Source organism: Streptomyces sp. NPDC050704 (genome assembly GCF_040654355.1).
Taxonomy (GTDB): Bacteria; Actinomycetota; Actinomycetes; order Streptomycetales; family Streptomycetaceae; genus Streptomyces.
In genome coordinates this window covers 1-16,781 of record NZ_JBFAHW010000078.1, presented here as the reverse complement: position 1 = coordinate 16,781, position 16,781 = coordinate 1, and the positions used below count along the sequence as shown (strand labels likewise).

15 protein-coding genes and 3 tRNA genes are annotated in these 16,781 nt (G+C 69.8%); 9 read left to right on the top strand and 9 right to left on the bottom strand.

All coding sequences use genetic code 11. The features are described 5' to 3' along the window. Positions 1–7: 7 nt before the first annotated feature. From purM to AB0I18_RS34985, 4 genes are all read right to left on the bottom strand, one after another. Positions 8–1,078: a phosphoribosylformylglycinamidine cyclo-ligase gene (gene purM / locus AB0I18_RS35000; RefSeq protein WP_363109707.1), complete on the bottom strand. Its 1,071-nt coding sequence runs from the start codon at positions 1,076–1,078 to the stop codon at positions 8–10. A 73-nt stretch (positions 1,079–1,151) separates the two neighbouring features. Further along, positions 1,152–2,678 carry an amidophosphoribosyltransferase gene (gene purF, locus AB0I18_RS34995; RefSeq protein WP_363109706.1) on the bottom strand — a complete coding sequence of 509 codons (1,527 nt, stop codon included), beginning with the start codon at positions 2,676–2,678 and terminating at the stop codon, positions 1,152–1,154. Between the two features lie 61 nt (positions 2,679–2,739). Then, a complete protein-coding gene (locus tag AB0I18_RS34990; RefSeq protein ID WP_363109705.1) occupies positions 2,740–3,621 on the bottom strand; it encodes an META domain-containing protein in 882 nt (293 codons plus the stop codon). Between the two features lie 79 nt (positions 3,622–3,700). Next, a complete protein-coding gene (locus AB0I18_RS34985) occupies positions 3,701–4,498 on the bottom strand; it encodes a sterol carrier family protein (RefSeq protein WP_363109704.1) in 798 nt (265 codons plus the stop codon). A gap of 339 nt (positions 4,499–4,837) precedes the next feature. Here AB0I18_RS34985 and AB0I18_RS34980 point away from each other — a divergent pair, with 339 nt between their 5' ends. After that, positions 4,838–5,152 carry a hypothetical protein gene (locus AB0I18_RS34980; protein WP_363109703.1) on the top strand — a complete coding sequence of 105 codons (315 nt, stop codon included), beginning with the start codon at positions 4,838–4,840 and terminating at the stop codon, positions 5,150–5,152. A 94-nt stretch (positions 5,153–5,246) separates the two neighbouring features. Here AB0I18_RS34980 and purL read toward each other — a convergent pair whose 3' ends face one another. Genes purL through purS form a run of 3 tightly spaced genes read right to left on the bottom strand, consistent with a single transcriptional unit; the run spans position 5,247 to position 8,442 of the window. Next, positions 5,247–7,505 carry a phosphoribosylformylglycinamidine synthase subunit PurL gene (gene purL / locus AB0I18_RS34975; protein ID WP_363109702.1) on the bottom strand — a complete coding sequence of 753 codons (2,259 nt, stop codon included), beginning with the start codon at positions 7,503–7,505 and terminating at the stop codon, positions 5,247–5,249. Continuing rightward, positions 7,502–8,182 (bottom strand): phosphoribosylformylglycinamidine synthase subunit PurQ, encoded by a 681-nt coding sequence (gene purQ / locus AB0I18_RS34970; RefSeq protein ID WP_363109701.1) that lies wholly within the window; start codon positions 8,180–8,182, stop codon positions 7,502–7,504. Before purQ ends, purL begins: the two co-directional genes overlap by 4 nt. Beyond that, positions 8,179–8,442 carry a phosphoribosylformylglycinamidine synthase subunit PurS gene (purS, locus tag AB0I18_RS34965; RefSeq protein WP_033526749.1) on the bottom strand — a complete coding sequence of 88 codons (264 nt, stop codon included), beginning with the start codon at positions 8,440–8,442 and terminating at the stop codon, positions 8,179–8,181. The genes purQ and purS overlap by 4 nt, the downstream gene beginning before the upstream one ends. 359 nt (positions 8,443–8,801) lie before the next feature. On the opposite strand from purS, the gene AB0I18_RS34960 reads away from it, so the two are divergent. The 8 genes from AB0I18_RS34960 to AB0I18_RS34925 all read left to right on the top strand — a co-directional run bounded on the left by AB0I18_RS34960 (position 8,802) and on the right by AB0I18_RS34925 (position 13,681). Then, the gene (locus tag AB0I18_RS34960; RefSeq protein ID WP_363109730.1) at positions 8,802–9,119 is read left to right on the top strand and encodes an Lsr2 family protein; all 318 of its coding nucleotides are present in this window, start codon (positions 8,802–8,804) and stop codon (positions 9,117–9,119) included. Between the two features lie 156 nt (positions 9,120–9,275). Then, a tRNA-Gly gene (locus AB0I18_RS34955) sits at positions 9,276–9,347 on the top strand. A 79-nt stretch (positions 9,348–9,426) separates the two neighbouring features. Further along, positions 9,427–9,502 (top strand) — tRNA-Gly (locus tag AB0I18_RS34950). Positions 9,503–9,680: 178 nt separating this feature from the next. Further along, the gene (locus AB0I18_RS34945; protein ID WP_363109700.1) at positions 9,681–10,694 is read left to right on the top strand and encodes an ABC transporter ATP-binding protein; all 1,014 of its coding nucleotides are present in this window, start codon (positions 9,681–9,683) and stop codon (positions 10,692–10,694) included. Next, on the top strand, positions 10,691–11,503 hold the full coding sequence (locus AB0I18_RS34940; protein ID WP_363109699.1) for an ABC transporter permease: 813 nt from the start codon (positions 10,691–10,693) through the stop codon (positions 11,501–11,503). The genes AB0I18_RS34945 and AB0I18_RS34940 overlap by 4 nt, the downstream gene beginning before the upstream one ends. Before the next feature lie 100 nt (positions 11,504–11,603). Next, positions 11,604–12,968, top strand: a complete 1,365-nt coding sequence (locus tag AB0I18_RS34935; protein ID WP_363109698.1) for a histidine kinase — start codon at positions 11,604–11,606, stop codon at positions 12,966–12,968. Beyond that, on the top strand, positions 12,965–13,585 hold the full coding sequence (locus tag AB0I18_RS34930; RefSeq protein ID WP_363109697.1) for a response regulator transcription factor: 621 nt from the start codon (positions 12,965–12,967) through the stop codon (positions 13,583–13,585). The genes AB0I18_RS34935 and AB0I18_RS34930 overlap by 4 nt, the downstream gene beginning before the upstream one ends. A gap of 23 nt (positions 13,586–13,608) precedes the next feature. Beyond that, positions 13,609–13,681: transfer RNA gene (locus AB0I18_RS34925), tRNA-Gly, on the top strand. 80 nt (positions 13,682–13,761) lie between these two features. On the opposite strand, the gene AB0I18_RS34920 is transcribed toward AB0I18_RS34925, so the two are convergent. Further along, entirely contained in the window at positions 13,762–14,661 is a 900-nt protein-coding gene (locus AB0I18_RS34920; protein WP_363109696.1) for a phosphoribosylaminoimidazolesuccinocarboxamide synthase, read from the bottom strand. A gap of 93 nt (positions 14,662–14,754) precedes the next feature. Beyond that, the gene (locus AB0I18_RS34915; RefSeq protein ID WP_363109695.1) at positions 14,755–16,281 is read right to left on the bottom strand and encodes a N,N-dimethylformamidase beta subunit family domain-containing protein; all 1,527 of its coding nucleotides are present in this window, start codon (positions 16,279–16,281) and stop codon (positions 14,755–14,757) included. Between the last annotated feature and the right edge of the window lie 500 nt (positions 16,282–16,781).

The following is a 16,781-nucleotide window of genomic DNA, read 5'->3' as shown; positions in this document are numbered from 1 at the left end:
CGTCTGATCAGTTGGCGTAGTTGCCGGTCATGGTGGCGCCCGATTCGTGGGCCGCTCGGTCGGTGATCTCTCCTGCCACCCAGGCTTCCACGCCTCGGTCCGCCAGGGTGGCCAGGGCCACGTCCGTCGAGTCCTCGGGGACGATTGCGATCATGCCTACGCCCATGTTCAGGGTCTTTTCCAGTTCCAGGCGGTCTACCTGGCCGGTGGTGCCTACGAGGTCGAAGACGGGGGCCGGGGTCCAGGTGGCGCGGTCGACGGTGGCGTGCAGGGTGTCCGGGATCACGCGGGCCAGGTTGGCGGCGAGGCCGCCGCCCGTGACGTGCGAGTAGGCGTGCACGTCGGTCGTGCGGGTGAGGGCCAGGCAGTCCAGCGAGTAGATCTTGGTGGGCTCCAGGAGCTCCTCGCCGAGGGTGCGGCCGAACTCCTCGACGTGCTGGTCGAGCTTCAGCTTGGCGCGGTCGAAGAGGACGTGCCGGACGAGCGAGTACCCGTTCGAGTGAAGTCCGGAGGCCGCCATGGCGATCACCGCGTCACCCTTACGGATACGATCCGCGCCCAGCAGCCGGTCGGCCTCCACGACGCCCGTACCGGCGCCCGCGACGTCGAAGTCGTCCGGGCCGAGGAGGCCCGGGTGCTCGGCCGTCTCGCCGCCCACGAGGGCGCAGCCGGCGAGGACACAGCCCTCGGCGATGCCCTTCACGATGGCCGCGACACGCTCGGGATGGACCTTGCCGACACAGATGTAGTCGGTCATGAACAGCGGCTCGGCGCCGCACACCACGATGTCGTCCATGACCATCGCGACCAGGTCGTGGCCGATGGTGTCGTACACGCCGAGCTGCCGGGCCAGGTCGACCTTCGTGCCCACGCCGTCGGTGGCGGAGGCGAGCAGCGGCCGCTCGTAGCGCTTGAGGGCGGAGGCGTCGAAGAGGCCGGCGAAGCCGCCGAGGCCGCCGAGGACCTCGGGGCGCTGCGTCTTCTTCACCCACTCCTTCATGAGCTCTACGGCGCGGTCGCCCGCCTCGATGTCGACGCCGGCAGCCGCGTAGCTGGCACCTGTGGTCTCAGAAGACATGACAGTGAGAGCTTTCGTGTCGTACAGCTGAAGTGCTGCGGGGTCTTGGCTGCGAGGACTTGGCTGCGAAGGCTTACGGGCGACGGATCGCGTCGGCCGCTGCCGTGGCCGCCGGACCGGCGGCCAGTTCGGTCTCCAGGAGCTGCTTGCCGAGGAGCTCGGGGTCCGGGAGGTCCATCGGGTACTCGCCGTCGAAGCAGGCACGGCAGAGGTTCGGCTTGGCGATGGTGGTCGCCTCGATCATGCCGTCGATGGAAATGTACGAGAGGGAGTCGGCGCCCAGCGAGGTGCCGATCTCCTCGATGGTCATGCCGTTGGCGATCAGCTCGGCCCGGGTCGCGAAATCTATGCCGAAGAAGCAGGGCCACTTCACGGGCGGAGACGAGATCCGGATGTGGACCTCTGCCGCGCCCGCCTCACGGAGCATGCGGACGAGCGCGCGCTGGGTGTTGCCGCGCACGATCGAGTCGTCCACGACGACCAGCCGCTTGCCCTTGATGACTTCCTTGAGCGGATTCAGCTTGAGGCGGATGCCGAGCTGGCGGATGGTCTGTGAAGGCTGGATGAAGGTCCGGCCGACGTACGCGTTCTTCACCAGGCCGGCGCCGAACGGGATGCCGGACGCCTCCGCGTAACCGATCGCGGCGGGCGTGCCGGACTCCGGAGTCGCTATGACCAGATCGGCCTCGGCGGGGGCTTCCTTGGCGAGTTTGCGGCCCATTTCGACCCGCGAGAGGTACACGTTCCGGCCGGCGATGTCCGTGTCAGGACGGGCCAGATACACGTACTCGAAGACGCAGCCCTTGGGCTTCGCTTCCGCGAATCGCGATGTACGGAGGCCGTTCTCGTCGATGGCGACGAACTCGCCCGGCTCGATCTCCCGGACGTAGGCCGCGCCGCAGATGTCGAGGGCGGCGGACTCGGAGGCGACCACCCAGCCGCGCTCCAGGCGGCCGAGGACCAGCGGGCGGATGCCCTGCGGGTCGCGGGCCGCGTACAGCGTGTGCTCGTCCATGAAGACGAGGCTGAAGGCGCCCTTGACCTGCGGGAGGACCTTTGCGGAGGCCTCCTCTATGGTCAGCGGCTTGCCGTCTTCGTCGACCTGGGCCGCGAGCAGGGCCGTGAGGAGGTCGGTGTCGTTGGTGGCCGCTACCCGGGGGGTGCGGCCCTCCTGCTTGGGCAGGTCCGCGACCATCTCGGCGAGCTCGGCCGTGTTGACCAGGTTGCCGTTGTGGCCGAGCGCGATGGAACCGTGCGCGGTGGCACGGAAGGTGGGCTGGGCGTTCTCCCAGGTGGAGGCACCGGTGGTCGAGTAGCGGGCGTGACCGACCGCGATATGACCGAGGAGCGAACCGAGGGAGGCCTCGTCGAAGACCTGGGAAACGAGGCCCATGTCCTTGAAGACGAGGATCTTGGAGCCGTTGCTTACCGCGATTCCCGCGGATTCCTGGCCTCGATGCTGGAGGGCGTAGAGCCCGAAGTAAGTGAGCTTGGCGACCTCTTCGCCGGGAGCCCAGACTCCGAAGACGCCGCAAGCGTCCTGGGGGCCTTTCTCGCCGGGGAGCAGATCATGACTGAGTCGACCGTCACCACGTGGCACGCCACCGAGTGTAGGCGAGGTCGCCCACTGGTCCGAATTGGGGATGCGGGCCCGGGATGGATCACTCGGCGGCGGCCGCTTGGAGGCCCGCGCCGTTTTCGCTGGTCAGCGTGAGGGTGCGGTGCTTGAGCTGGTACTTCACGGTGCCGTCGAAGAGCTTCAGCAGGGCTTTTTCGGTGTCCATGAGTGAGGCGGAGCACATCTTGCGGGTGGTCCCCGCCCTGCCCAGAGTGATACCGCCGTCGCTGACCGTCGCCTTCGCCGTCACCCGGTTGCAGCCGAGTTGCCCGCTGACGGTGCCGGCCTTCTCGTCGAAGGTGAGGTGGACCTTGCCCTCGGCCTCGGAGGCCAGGGGCACGGCCGACTCGCCCTTCACATCGCCCTTCACCAGGGACGTGACGTTCCACTTCGTGCCGTGGAGCTCGGCGGGCTGCTCGGCGGTGAGCTTCACGGTGTGGCCGTCCTTCGTGGTCAGCGTCAGCTTGCCGTCGTCGACCGCAGCCTTGATCGTGCTGTCGGAGATCGCGTCGCCCAGCCGGGACTCGAACTCCATCGCGCCCTTGGCCGTACATGCCTTCATGGTCGTGATCGCGTCGTCGCCGACCACGATGGTGTCGCCCTTGATCTCGGCGCTCGCCCCGAAGTGGTTGCAGCCGTAGTTGCCGCCCACCTTGCCGTCCTTGCCGAATTCGACGTAGGCACCGGCCGGGGCGTCGTGCTTCGTGCCGCCGACCGTCACGCTCTCCACGTTCCAGTGCTTGCCGGCGATCTCGGTGGCGTTCCGGGTGCCGACGGAACCGGAACCCGACGAGCCGGACTTGTCGTCGCCGCTCTCCGTGCCGCAGGCGGCGGTGGCGAGCAGCCCGGTGACGGCCAGGAGGCCGAGGCTGCTTCGGGCGCTGAGGACGCTACGGGCGCTGAGGGTAAGACGCTGCGTGTGCATGCCGCTTTGACGGGACGGGTGGGGTTCTTGGTTCCCCTTCTCGGCTTCTCGGCCCATCGGGGGGTTCAGACACAGGCTCTCAGCGCATCAGGGGGAGCAGTCCGCCCAGGTCGGCCCGTTCTCCGCTCGCGCTGACCTGGGCGTCGGCGAGGGCCGTCCGCCATTCCGTACGTCCCGTCGCGAGCCGGATCCAGGTCAGCGGGTCCGTCTCGACGACGTTCGGCGGGGTGCCGCGGGTGTGGCGCGGGCCCTCCACGCACTGCACGACCGCGTACGGCGGCAAGCGCACCTCGGTGGAGGCGCCGGGTGCCTTCACCGCGAGCGCGTCGGCGAGGAGGCGGGTGCAGGCGGCGAGGGCCTGGCGGTCGTACGGGATGTCGAGGCCCGGGACGGCCGCGTTCAGGTCGTCGGTGTGGACGACGAGCTCGACCGTACGGGTGACGAGGTAGTCGGCGAGGCTCATGGAGCCGGTGCGGGTGCCGAGCAGCCTGGTGTCGGGAGCCGCCGCCAGGCGCTCGATGACGCGCTGCCCGGTGCGGGCGTAGAGCGCGTCGAGGTCCGGGTTGGCCCTGGCCAGCTCCCGGGTGTCGTCGGCGATGTCGCCCGCTCTGCCGGCGGTCGCGAACGGCCAGTCCAGCAGGGTGAGCTCCGCCTTGTCCGGTTCGTCCCGATCAAGGTTCCGGCTGACGGTCTCGACGGCCATGGTGATGTGGGCGGCCAGGTCGCGTACGGTCCAGTCGCCTAGGCGGGTGGGCTGCGCGAGCTGCTCGGGCGTGAGGGTGCGGACAGCCGTCCGCACGTTCCCGAACTGGGTCAGAACGGCGGCGCGGGTCTTGCCGGGATCGTAGCTGCGGAGGCGCTTCTTGGCCGGTGGCATGGAGATCACCCTAGGTGGGGGAGGCTGCGGGCGGTGTCCGGGTCGGGGCCGTCCATCAGCTGGAAGTGGAGGTACGGCTCAGGTGACCGCGCTGCCGGTCGTGTGGGCGGAAGGCCGTCATGGCGAGCTTGCGTGCGGACATCGTTCCCCAAGTTCCGTTGACTTCCCTCATGTTCCGTCAAGTTCCGTCAGGCTCACGGGCGAGCCGTGGACAGGGCGACGAGCACGCCCTATAACTCTTCAGGTTCCGCCCCGGCCCGTTCGCCCTTCCAATGGCTTGCGAGCCGCGTGATGACCAGCGTGGTGACCGCTCCATCTCCAACGGGGAAGGTTCGCTCCATGTCCTTGATCAAGAAGTCCGGGGTCGCCGTGACGGCGCTGCTCGCCGCGTCACTCTCCGTCGTGGCCACCGCCCCGTCGGCGTACGCGGCGGCAGGCGACACGGCGCCCGCGTGCGTCGATCGGAACGTGCAGAGGCCGGCCAGCAATGCCTACGTGTGGATCGAACTGACGAACAACTGCAGTACGACCAAAAAGGTCAAGATCGTTATTTCCTGGGGGAGCGACGGCTCGTGCTGGACGCTGAAGCCCGGGGCCAGCAAGTCCTGGACCTACGACGGCTTGGGCGACTACGACAAGACCGTGCTGTGCTGAGAGGCTGCTTCTGAGCTGAGCGCCCGCATGCCGAAGGCCCCGCCCGGGCTCCTGAGCAAGGAGTCCGGGCGGGGCCTTCAGTGCGTACGGGCTGTCAGGCCAGCAGCGCCGGGATCGTCTCCTCGTGCACCGTGCGCAGTTCGGTCAGGGGGAGGGTGAACTCGCCCTGGACCTCCACCGAGTCCCCGTCGACGACGCCGACGCGGGTGACGGGCAGGCCCCGCGCCCCGCACATGTCGTTGAAGCGGAGTTCCTCGGAGCGCGGGATCGCGACGATCGCGCGGCCCGCGGACTCGGAGAAGAGGAAGGTGAAGGCGTCGAGGCCGTCGGGTACGACGAGACGCGCGCCCTTGCCGCCGAGCAGGGCCGACTCGACCACGGCCTGGATCAGACCGCCGTCGGACAGGTCGTGCGCGGAGTCGATCATGCCGTCGCGGGAGGCGGAGATCAGGATCTCGGCCAGCAGGCGCTCGCGCTCCAGGTCCACCTTGGGCGGCAGCCCGCCGAGGTGGTCGTGGATCACCTGCGACCAGGCCGAACCGCCGAACTCCTCACGGGTGTCACCGAGGAGATAGAGCAGCTGCCCTTCCTCCTGGAAGGCGACCGGGGTGCGACGCGCCACGTCGTCGATGACGCCGAGGACGGCCACGACCGGGGTCGGGTGGATGGCGGCCTCGCCGGTCTGGTTGTACAGCGAGACGTTGCCGCCGGTCACCGGGGTGCCCAACTGCTGGCAGCCGTCGGCCAGTCCGCGGATGGCCTCCGCGAACTGCCACATCACCGCCGGGTCTTCGGGCGAGCCGAAGTTCAGGCAGTCGGAGACGGCGAGCGGCTTGGCGCCGGTCGTCGCGACGTTGCGGTACGCCTCGGCGAGGGCGAGCTGCGCACCCGTGTACGGGTCCAGCTTCGCGAACCGGCCGTTGCCGTCCGTGGCGATGGCTACGCCGAGGCCTGACGCCTCGTCGATGCGGATCATGCCCGAGTCCTCGGGCTGCGCCAGCACGGTGTTGCCCTGCACGAAGTGGTCGTACTGGCTGGTGATCCAGGACTTGGAGGCCTGGTTCGGGGAGCCGACCAGCTTGAGGACCTGGTCCTTGAGCTCGTCCGAAGTGGTGGGCCTGGGCAGCTTGTTGGCGTCGTCCGCCTGGAGGGCGTCCTGCCAGTGCGGGCGGGCGTACGGGCGCTCGTAGACCGGGCCGTCGTGCGCGACCGTGCGCGGGTCGACGTCGACGATCTTGCCGCCGTGCCAGTAGATCTCCAGGCGGTCGCCGTCGGTCACCTCACCGATGACGGTGGCGATGACGTCCCACTTGTCGCAGATCTCCAGGAAGCGGTCGACCTTCTCCGGCTCGACGACCGCGCACATGCGTTCCTGCGACTCGCTCATGAGGATTTCCTCGGGCGAGAGCGTGGAGTCGCGCAGGGGTACGTCGTCCAGCGTGACGCGCATGCCGCCGGAGCCGTTGGACGCCAACTCGCTTGTCGCGCAGGAGAGTCCGGCCGCGCCGAGGTCCTGGATGCCGACGACCAGCTTCTCGGCGAAGGCCTCCAGGGTGCACTCGATGAGGAGCTTCTCCTGGAAGGGGTCGCCGACCTGGACGGCGGGGCGCTTGGACGGCTTGGCGTCGTCGAAGGTCTCGGAGGCGAGGATCGAGGCACCGCCGATGCCGTCGCCGCCCGTGCGGGCCCCGTACAGGATGACCTTGTTGCCGGGTCCGGACGCCTTGGCGAGGTGGATGTCCTCGTGCCGCATGACGCCGATGGCACCGGCGTTCACGAGGGGGTTGCCCTGGTAGCAGGCGTCGAAGACGACCTCGCCGCCGATGTTCGGCAGACCGAGGCAGTTGCCGTAGCCGCCGATGCCGGCGACGACGCCCGGGAGTACGCGCTTGGTGTCGGGGTGGTCCGCCGCGCCGAAGCGGAGCGGGTCGACCACGGCGACCGGCCGCGCGCCCATCGCGATGATGTCGCGCACGATGCCGCCGACGCCGGTGGCCGCGCCCTGGTAGGGCTCGACGTACGACGGGTGGTTGTGCGACTCGACCTTGAAGGTGACCGCGTAGCCCTGCCCGACGTCGACGACACCGGCGTTCTCGCCGATGCCGACGAGGAGGGCGTCCGAGTGGGGGGCCTTCTCGCCGAACTGCTTGAGATGGACCTTGGAGGACTTGTACGAGCAGTGCTCGGACCACATGACCGAGTACATGGCGAGTTCGGCACCGGTGGGCCGGCGGCCGAGGATCTCCACGACCCGCTCGTACTCGTCCTTCTTCAGGCCGAGTTCGGCCCAGGGCAGCTCGACGTCGGGGGTCCCGGCCGCGTGCTCGACCGTGTCCAGAGGCGTCCGGCTCATGCGTTGACCAGCTTCTTGAGGATCGAGGTGAAGAAGGGGAGGCCGTCGGTGCGGCCGGTCCCGACGAGGGGCTCGACCGCGTGCTCGGGGTGCGGCATGAGGCCGACGACGTTGCCCGCCGCGTTCGAGATGCCGGCGATGTCCCGGAGGGAACCGTTCGGGTTGAAGTCCAGGTAACGGAAGGCGACTCGGCCCTCCGCCTCCAGCATGTCGAGGGTGCGCTCGTCGGCGACGTACCGCCCGTCCATGTTCTTCAGCGGGACGTGGATCTCCTGGCCGGCGGTGTAGTCCGTCGTCCAGGCGGTGTCCGCGTTCTCCACCCGCAGTTTCTGGTCACGGCAGATGAAGTGCCGGTGGTCGTTGCCGAGCATGCCGCCGGGCAGGAGATGGGCCTCGGTCAGGATCTGGAAGCCGTTGCAGATGCCGAGCACCGGCATTTCCGACTTCGCCTGCTCAATGACGGTCTCCATCACCGGCGAGAAGCGCGCGATGGCTCCGGCGCGCAGATAGTCGCCGTACGAGAAACCGCCGCACAGCACCACCGCGTCGACCTGCTTGAGGTCCTTGTCCTTGTGCCAGAGAGCGACGGGTTCGGCACCGGCGAGCCTGATCGCGCGCTGGGTGTCCCGGTCGTCGAGGCTGCCAGGGAAAGTGACCACGCCAATACGAGCGGTCACTTTCCGACCTCCGCGACTTCCTCCACCTTGACGGTGAAGTCTTCGATCACGGTGTTGGCGAGGAAGGATTCCGCCAGTTCATGGATGCGGGCGAGCGCGGCGTCGTCCACCGGTCCGTCCACTTCCAGTTCGAATCGCTTTCCCTGACGTACGTCGGAGACACCCTCGAAACCGAGGCGCGGCAGTGCACGCTGCACCGCCTGGCCCTGGGGGTCGAGGATCTCCGGCTTGAGCATGACGTCGACTACGACGCGTGCCACTGGCACTCCCGGTGTGTGGTGCTGAGCAGGTTCCTTCAGACTACCCGCACAAAATTTCTACGCGGGTAGATTCGTAGGAATCTACGTGACGGCCATCACGATTCTGCATCGAGGAGCTATCAAGGGGCTTCCGTCACGAAAAATCCTGGGAAAGATCCGGATCGAGACCCTGGCTCCTATTGCCCTGGGACACGCCAAGAGATTTAGTCGAGCTTCACATTGGATTGCCGGGCACTGTACAAATGAATTGTCAATAGTCGATACTTTGCCCAATCACTCATAAATGCAGCCGGACAGTCGGCATCTCCGCACGTCATCGGACGTCGCTCAAGAGGTGCCGCATGAAGGGACCGATATTCGTGGCGCAGCGTGTCGTAGTCACTCTCTTCGACGACATCGACGGCTCGGAAGCGGCGGAAACGATCGCCTTCGGTCTGGACGGCAAGTCGTACGAGATCGACCTGAACCAAGCCAACGCGAAGAAACTGCGTAGCGCCCTGGAGCCGTACGTGGAGGCCGGCCGGAAGCGGTCGCGCTCCGGCAAGGCCTACCGGCAGACGGCGGTCGCCCCGGACCCGGCGGCCGTCCGGGCCTGGGCGCAGTCCAACAAGCTGGAGGTGCCCGCCCGCGGACGCATCCCCAAGAAGGTCTACGAGGCGTTCACCGCGGCGCAGTGACGGCGCGCTGACCTTGCGGCGGGGGTGCCGGTCGGTGCGTCCCGGGTCCGTCAGCGGGCCCTGGGGGCAGCCGACTTGCGCTGCACCCCCGCCGATCAGCTAGAGTCTGGAGCACGCCGAGGGGCAAGGCCGAAAGGCCCGGCTCACCGGAGTCACGCGGGTGTAGTTCAGTAGCAGAACATCCCCCTTCCAGGGGGAAGGCGCAGTGTGCAATTCCTGTCACCCGCTCTGCATCGCTTACCGACCACTGTGGTGGATCAGGTAGGCTGGTGCCCGCGCCGATCGGTGAGAGCCGGTCGGAGGCAATGCGGACGTAGCTCAGTTGGTAGAGCGCAACCTTGCCAAGGTTGAGGTCGCCAGTTCGAACCTGGTCGTCCGCTCCAGCAGGTAAAGGCCCCGGTCATCGAGACCGGGGTTTTTTGCATGCCTGCTCGCTTTCCGGCGTCCTGGCTGTCGGCGCCCCGCTTTCCGCCGTCCTGGCTTCCGCCGTCTGACATTTGTCATGTGCAGCGATGACAGCGCGCACTGCCCCCGCCCGCCGACAGCGGCGAGGCTGGTCCCATGAACGCGAAAGAGCACGTGAAAAGGCACGTGAACGAGCATGTGATCGAGGTCACGGATCTACGACGCGTGTACGGGGGAGAGTTCGAGGCGGTCCGGGGGGTGACCTTCAACGTCGGCCGCGGGGAGCTGTTCGCACTGCTCGGGACCAACGGCGCGGGCAAGACCTCCACGGTCGAACTGCTGGAGGGCCTCGCGCCGCCGGCCGGCGGACGGGTACGGGTCCTCGGCCACGACCCGTACACGGAACGCGCCGCCGTGCGTCCACGCATCGGCGTCATGCTCCAGGAGGGCGGCTTCTCGTCCGAGCTGACCGTCGCGGAGACCGTACGGATGTGGGCGGGCTGCACCAGCGGGGCCCGCCCGGTGGGCGAGGCGCTGTCGCTGGTCGGACTGGAGCGACGGACCGGCGTACGGGTGAAGCAGTTGTCCGGGGGCGAGAGGCGGCGCATGGACCTGGCGATCGCGCTCCTCGGCCGGCCCGAGGTGCTCTTCCTGGACGAGCCGACGACCGGGCTCGACGCCGAAGGGCGCCAGGAGACCTGGGCGTTGGTGCGCGAGCTGCGCGACACGGGCACGACCGTGCTGCTCACCACGCACTACCTGGAGGAGGCGGAAGGGCTCGCCGACCGGCTCGCGATCCTGCACGCGGGGCGGATCGCGGTCTCCGGGACCCCGGCCGAGGTGACCGCCTCCCAGCCGTCCCGGATCTCCTTCGAGCTGCCCGACGGCTACTTCCTCGGCGATCTGCCGCCGCTCGCCTCGCTCGGCGTCACCGGGCACGAGACGGACGGCCGGGTGGTCCGGCTGCGGACCGGTGAGCTGCAACGGGCCGCCACCGGGCTGCTGGTGTGGGCCGAGCGGGCCGGGGTCGAGCTGCGGGGGCTCGACATGCGGTCCGGGTCGCTGGAGGAGGCGTTCCTGCGGATCGCCCGCGAGGTGTCCGCGGCGGCGTCGGAGACCTCGGGCAACTCGGGTGTTTCGGGTATCTCGGAGAAGGAGCGGGTGGCATGAGCGCGGGGACTGTGACGAAGGCCGCATCCGTGAGCCCGGGTACGGCGGTGACCGCCGCGGGCCGGATGGCGGCGCTGGCGCGGGCCGAGCTGACGCTGCTCGTGCGCGGCAAGGCCACGCTCTTCGCGGCCGTGTTCGTGCCGCTGGTGCTGCCGTTCAGCCTGCGCTCCGTCGTCGAGGACATGGACCTCAAGGAGGCGGGCCTCTCGGTCGGGTCGGTCATCCTGCCCTCCACCGTCGGCTTCTCCCTGCTCTTCGCGGTCTACAGCTCGCTGGTGAGCGTCTACGCCGCCCGCCGTGAGGAGCTCGTCCTCAAGCGGCTGCGCACCGGGGAGCTGCGGGACGCGGAGATCCTGGCCGGCGCCGCACTGCCGTCGGTCCTCATCGGCCTGGTGCAGTGCCTGGCACTGACGGCCGCTTGCGCGGTGCTCCTCGACGTGGGAGCACCCGAGGCACCCCACCTCGCCGTCCTGGGCCTGCTGTTGGGTCTCGCAATGTGGCCCGCGCTCGCGGCGGTCACCGCCAGCTTCAGCAGGAGTGTGGAGAGCGCCCAGGTGGCGGCGATGCCGCTGCTGCTGGTGTCCATGATGGGCTCCGGCACCTTCGTACCGCTCGAAGTCCTGCCCGACCGCCTCGCCTCCTTCTGCGAACTGCTGCCGCTCACACCGGTGATCACGCTGATCCGCGGCGGCTGGACCGGCGACCTCTCCGCGTACGACGCCCTGGGCGCCGTCGCCACGGCGGTGGCCTGGACCGTACTGGCGGTGTTTGCTGTAAGGCGGTGGTTCCGCTGGGAGCCGCGGCACTGAGACGGACGGGACGGGCGGCATGGCGGGGGCGGACATTGCGGGCGCCGCGAAGGCGACAGCGGAGCAGGTGAGGGCGACGACAGGGCAGGTGAGGGCGGATATGCGGAGGCCGGGAGCCTGGTGGCGCGGGCAGAGCACGCCGGCCAAGGTCGAGTCGTACACGCGCTGGTCCTTCCACTTCTTCGCGTTGATGGAGATCGCCGCGATCGGGCTTCCCCTGTTCGGACAGGTGGGAACGGGCCTCGCCGGCTTGCTGTTCCTGCCGCTGTGCGGGCACGCCGTGTTCTGTGCGGTGACCGCGTCCCGGGCGCTCGACTGGACGCTCGGGAGGCGGGAGCAGCCCGTACGCCTGCTCGCCGTGCTCGGTACGGTCACCGGGCTGCTGGGGATCGGCGCGCTTGCCCTCTTGGAGTACGGCCCCGGCGAGGGCTCCGACAACGCGGCGGGCACGCTCTTCGCGGGCGTGATGACCTTCGGGATCGGCGCCCTGGTACTCGGGGTGCGCGGCCGGCGGCGCGTGCTGACGATCGTGGGCGGCCTCCCGGCGGGCGTCGCGGCCGTGGCGCTGGCGCTGGGTGTCCCCGGGTCCACCGCGCTGATCACCGCGCTGATCGTGATGATCGCCGGCGGGTTCCTCACCTTCACCTCCGTCTTCTCGGTGTGGCTGCTCAACGCCGTGTACGAACTCGACGCGGCCCGCGAGACCCGCGCCCGCCTCGCCGTCGCCGAGGAACGGCTGCGCTTCGGGCGCGACCTGCACGACGTGATGGGCCGCAACCTCGCGGTGATCGCCCTGAAGAGCGAGCTCGCCGTCCAGCTCTCGCGGCGCGAACGGCCCGAGGCCGTGGACCAGATGATCGAGGTGCAGCGGATCGCCCGCGAGTCGCAGAAGGAGGTGCGCGAGGTCGTACGCGGCTACCGGGAAGCCGACCTCGGCGCCGAACTCGCCGGTGCACAGGGGGTGTTGACCGCCGCCGGGGTCGACTGCACGGTGACCGGCTCCGCGACGGAGCTGCCCGCGGCGGTGCAGTCGGCCCTTGGCTGGGTCGTACGGGAGGCGACGACGAACGTGCTGCGGCACGGGAACGCGAGGCGGTGCCGGGTGTCGCTGGCGGTGGCCGGGGCTCGCGTCGCCCTGACCGTGGAGAGCGACGGGGCGGCCGGCGCGGGTGGCTCCGCCGGAGCGAGGAGCGGGTCCGGTCTCGCGGGGCTTCGGGAGCGGCTGTCCGCGGTGGGCGGGACGCTGGACGCGGGGCCGGCCGGCGGTGACCTGTTCCGGGTGGTGGCCGAGGTTCCGCTGCCGCTGTCCTCGGCGCCGGATTCCCTGCGGTCCCAGCAGTCCCAGGAGCCACAGGAGTCCCAGCCGCTCCCTTCGCCTTCTTCGCCCCCTTCACCTCCGCAGTCCCCGGCGTCCTCCTCGTCGGCCCCTGATGCGCGCCGCGTGAACGAAGAGGTCACCTCATGACGTCCGTACGACCCGTCCGGCTGCTGCTCGCCGACGACGAGCACCTCATCCGTGGGGCGCTGGCCGCGCTGCTCGCGCTGGAGGACGATCTGCTGGTGGTGGCCGAGGCGGCCACGGGACCCGAGGCGTTGGCGATGGCCCGGGCCCACGAACCCGACGTGGCCGTGCTGGATCTTCAGATGCCAGGGGCGGACGGTGTGAAGGTGGCCACATCGCTGCGGGCCGAACTTCCCGCCTGCCGGGTGCTGATCGTGACGAGCCATGGACGGCCGGGACATCTGAAGCGGGCGCTTGAGGCAGGTGTGCGGGGGTTCGTCCCGAAGACCGTCAGCGCGCAGCGGCTCGCCGAGATCATCCGTACCGTGCAGGCCGGGAACCGTTACGTCGACCCGGAGTTGGCCGCCGACGCGATCTCCGCCGGGGACTCGCCGCTGACCGCGCGCGAGGCCGAGGTGCTGGAGCTGGCCGCCGACGGGGCGCCCGTCGCCGAGATCGCGGAGCGGGCCTCGCTGTCGCAGGGGACCGTACGGAACTATCTGTCGTCGGCCGTGTCCAAGCTCGGGGTCGAGAACCGGCACACGGCGGTGCGGCTCGCACGGCAGCGAGGTTGGGTATAGTGGCTGTCGCGCCACGGCGCAGCGCGGACGTAGCTCAGTTGGTAGAGCGCAACCTTGCCAAGGTTGAGGTCGCCAGTTCGAACCTGGTCGTCCGCTCGGTGCAGGAAAGCTTGTAAGAGCAGTGAGAAGCCCCCGGTCATCACGACCGGGGGCTTCTTCGTGTGCGCCGGGCGCGCTCAGGTCCAGGTGCCGCCGGTCAGGCGCTCGTACGCCTCGACGTACTTGGCGCGGGTCGCGTCCACGACCTGCGTGGGCAGAGCCGGCGGCGGCTGCTCGCTCCCGCGGTCCCAGCCGGACTCGGCGGAGGTCAGCCAGTCGCGCACGAACTGCTTGTCGAACGAGGGCTGCGCGCGGCCCGGCTCCCACAGGTCGGCCGGCCAGAAGCGGGAGGAGTCCGGGGTCAGCACCTCGTCCGCGACGACGAGCGTCTCGCCGTCGAAGCCGAACTCGAACTTCGTGTCGGCGAGGATGATCCCGCGGTCGCGCGCGATGTCGCGGCCGCGGCCGTAGACGGCGAGCGTCGCCTGGCGCAGCTGGGCCGCGGTGTCGGCGCCGACCTGGCGGGCGACCTCCTCGTACGAGACGTTCTCGTCGTGCTCGCCGACCGCCGCCTTCGTCGCGGGCGTGAAGATCGGCGCGGGGAGTTCCGAGCCGTCGGTCAGGCCTTCGGGGAGGGCGAGACCGCAGACCGTACGGGTCTCCTTGTACTCGGTGAGGCCCGAGCCGGTGAGATAACCGCGGGCGACACACTCGACCGGAACCATCCGCAGGGACTTGCAGACCATGGTGCGGCCCTCCCAGTCGGCGGGGGCGCCGGCCGGGACGTCGGTGCTCAGCACGTGGTTCGGGAGCAGGTCCGCGATCTGGTCGAACCACCAGAGGGAGAGCTGCGTGAGGACGCGGCCCTTGTCGGGGATCTCCGTGGGGAGTACCCAGTCGAACGCGGAGATGCGGTCGCTGGCGACCATCACGAGGTCGCCCGCCTCGTTCTGGTACAGGTCGCGCACCTTGCCGGTGTGCAGATGCACCAGACCCGGAACCTCAAGGGGTTCGGGCTTTTCTACGAATCCGGACACGATTCCCTCCCGCGGTTCTGACTGGATGGCCCGATTCTCCCGCATTCCGGGAAGCCGCAGGTGAACGGGGTCCGGTCGGTCCGGTCAATCCGGTCAGTCGCGCTTGCAGATGCGGTCCAGGAGGTTGGCCGTGGCGCGTTGGACGCGAGGGTCGACGTGGCCGGGGCGGTCCAGGGCCGGGGACCAGGCGAAGGTGCCGGCCGCGAAGACGAGGGCGCCGGAGGGGGCGCGGTACAGGGACGTCTCCTGGTGGCGGATCGCGCCTTCGGTGTCCCGGTACGGGGAGTGGGACAGCAGGATGCGGCCCTGGTGCTCGGGAAGGGTGACGCGGGGGAAGTAGCGGTCGGCCTCGCCCGCGACCATGCCCTCGAGTTCGTCGCCCTCGTGCGCGCCGGTGGCCTCCCACATCCAGTGGTCGGCGTTGCGGACGACCAGCGGGTGCGCCTCGGGGACCCGGCCCGCGTACTGGATGCCGAGGAGCTCCTGCTCCGGGCGGTCGATCTCGCGCCACAGGGCGGGTTTTCCGGGGCAGCGGCGTTTCAGGCAGGTGAGCAGGCGGTCGGGGACGCCGGACGGGGACGGGCCCAGCTCCGCCTGCCAGTACATGGTGTTGGCGGAGAGGAAGACGAGCGAGGTGCCGCGGTCGCGGGCCGCTTCCACGGTACGGCGCATGGTCGTCGACCAGTACTCGTCGTGGCCGGGGAAGACCAGGCCCCGGTAGCGGGTGGGGTCGACGCGGCCGGCGTGCAGGTCGCGGGCGTCGGCGTACGCGAGGTCGTAGCCGTAGCGCTCGGCCCAGCGGATGAAGTCGTAGGCGTGGCCCACGTGCAGGGGCAGGCCGGCGCCCGCGTACGGCCGGTCGAAGGAGACCGTCGTCGCGGCGTCGGCCTCGCCGAGCAGCCGGCCGCTCTCGTCCCACGCGTGGTAGAGGCTGGCGCCGGTGTGGCCGTCCTCCGGGTAGAGGTTGTACGCCTGCCATGTGATGTCCGGGAGGAGCAGCAGCAGGTCGGCGGGGTGGTCGTCGCGGACCGTGAACGGGATGTGCGAGCGGTGGCCGTCGTCCGTGGTGAGGACGGCCACGTACGCGCCGACGCTCCAGTAGCTGGGGATCTGGAGCCGCCACGACAGCCACCAGTGGTGACAGGAGACCGTACGGTCCGCGGTGAGCGGGGGCGGCTGGACGATGCCGGGGAGGCGGGGGCTGGTGGTGATCTTGCTGGCGCCGTCGCCGCCGTAGTGGCCGATGCGGTAGATGTCCACGCTGAACTGCTGAGGCGGGTCCACGGTGATGTGGAAGTCGATGGCCTCGCCGGGGGCGGCCGCGCCGGTGGAGGCGAAGCCCTTGATCTGCCGGTGTACGTCGTCGGCCGTGCGGGGGCCGCCGGCGGTTGAGCGGGGGGTGGGGGTGCCCGAGTCCGAGCGGGTGTTGGGGTTGCGGCTGGTCGGGTAGGTGGCGCCGGGGGGCGGGGTGTGGTCCACGTACCACGGGACGACCTGGCCGGTGTCGTCGAAGTAGTGCTCACTGCCGCGCAGCCAGGGGACCGGGCCCTGTCCGAAGGGGTCGGTGACGGCGTGCGCCAGCGCTCCCGACTCCCACCGGCGAATCTGCTCCGACCCCATGCGACGTTCCCTCCCTCGTGCCCCCGTCAGCCCTGATAGCCCCTGCCCGGTCAACGAGCGGTCCCAGCACATCACATTACGCATGCGGTCCGTCACCGTTCGTCGCCGATTGACTTAACCGGACCGGGTGCCTCCGGCGGTTGGGCCGGGTTGTTCGGGTTGGGTGGGATGGGTGGGGCGGGGGTTGGTTCGGGGTTGGTGGGGTTTGACGTGTGGAGGGGGGATGGGTGGGAGGGGGTCGGGTGCGGGTGGGTGGGGGCTGGTCGCGCCCCGCGGCGGAGCCGCAAATGTCACAGCCCCGCGCCCCTGGAGGGCGGGCTGCGCCCTGCCCTCCAGCCCGACCGCGCGCCTCAGCTCGCCCGCGCACCCAGTCAGCCCGCCCTTGCAGCCCAGCCCAGGCCCCTCCAGCCCGTCCGGCGTTTGAGGACGAGGCCGTTCAGGCCGATAGGCGGGGGTCTGGGGGCGCAGCCCCCAGGGATGGGACGGGTAGGGGCGGCGGG

Coding starts and splice junctions, on each gene's coding strand:
- purL (WP_363109702.1), bottom strand. CDS start 7,505: ATGAGCCGGACGCCTCTGGACACGGTCGAGCACGCGGCCGGGACCCCC.
- AB0I18_RS34990 (WP_363109705.1), bottom strand. CDS start 3,621: ATGCACACGCAGCGTCTTACCCTCAGCGCCCGTAGCGTCCTCAGCGCC.
- purM (WP_363109707.1), bottom strand. CDS start 1,078: ATGTCTTCTGAGACCACAGGTGCCAGCTACGCGGCTGCCGGCGTCGAC.
- AB0I18_RS34980 (WP_363109703.1), top strand. CDS start 4,838: ATGTCCTTGATCAAGAAGTCCGGGGTCGCCGTGACGGCGCTGCTCGCC.
- AB0I18_RS34935 (WP_363109698.1), top strand. CDS start 11,604: ATGCGGAGGCCGGGAGCCTGGTGGCGCGGGCAGAGCACGCCGGCCAAG.
- AB0I18_RS34915 (WP_363109695.1), bottom strand. CDS start 16,281: ATGGGGTCGGAGCAGATTCGCCGGTGGGAGTCGGGAGCGCTGGCGCAC.
- AB0I18_RS34940 (WP_363109699.1), top strand. CDS start 10,691: ATGAGCGCGGGGACTGTGACGAAGGCCGCATCCGTGAGCCCGGGTACG.
- AB0I18_RS34930 (WP_363109697.1), top strand. CDS start 12,965: ATGACGTCCGTACGACCCGTCCGGCTGCTGCTCGCCGACGACGAGCAC.
- AB0I18_RS34945 (WP_363109700.1), top strand. CDS start 9,681: ATGAACGCGAAAGAGCACGTGAAAAGGCACGTGAACGAGCATGTGATC.
- AB0I18_RS34985 (WP_363109704.1), bottom strand. CDS start 4,498: ATGCCACCGGCCAAGAAGCGCCTCCGCAGCTACGATCCCGGCAAGACC.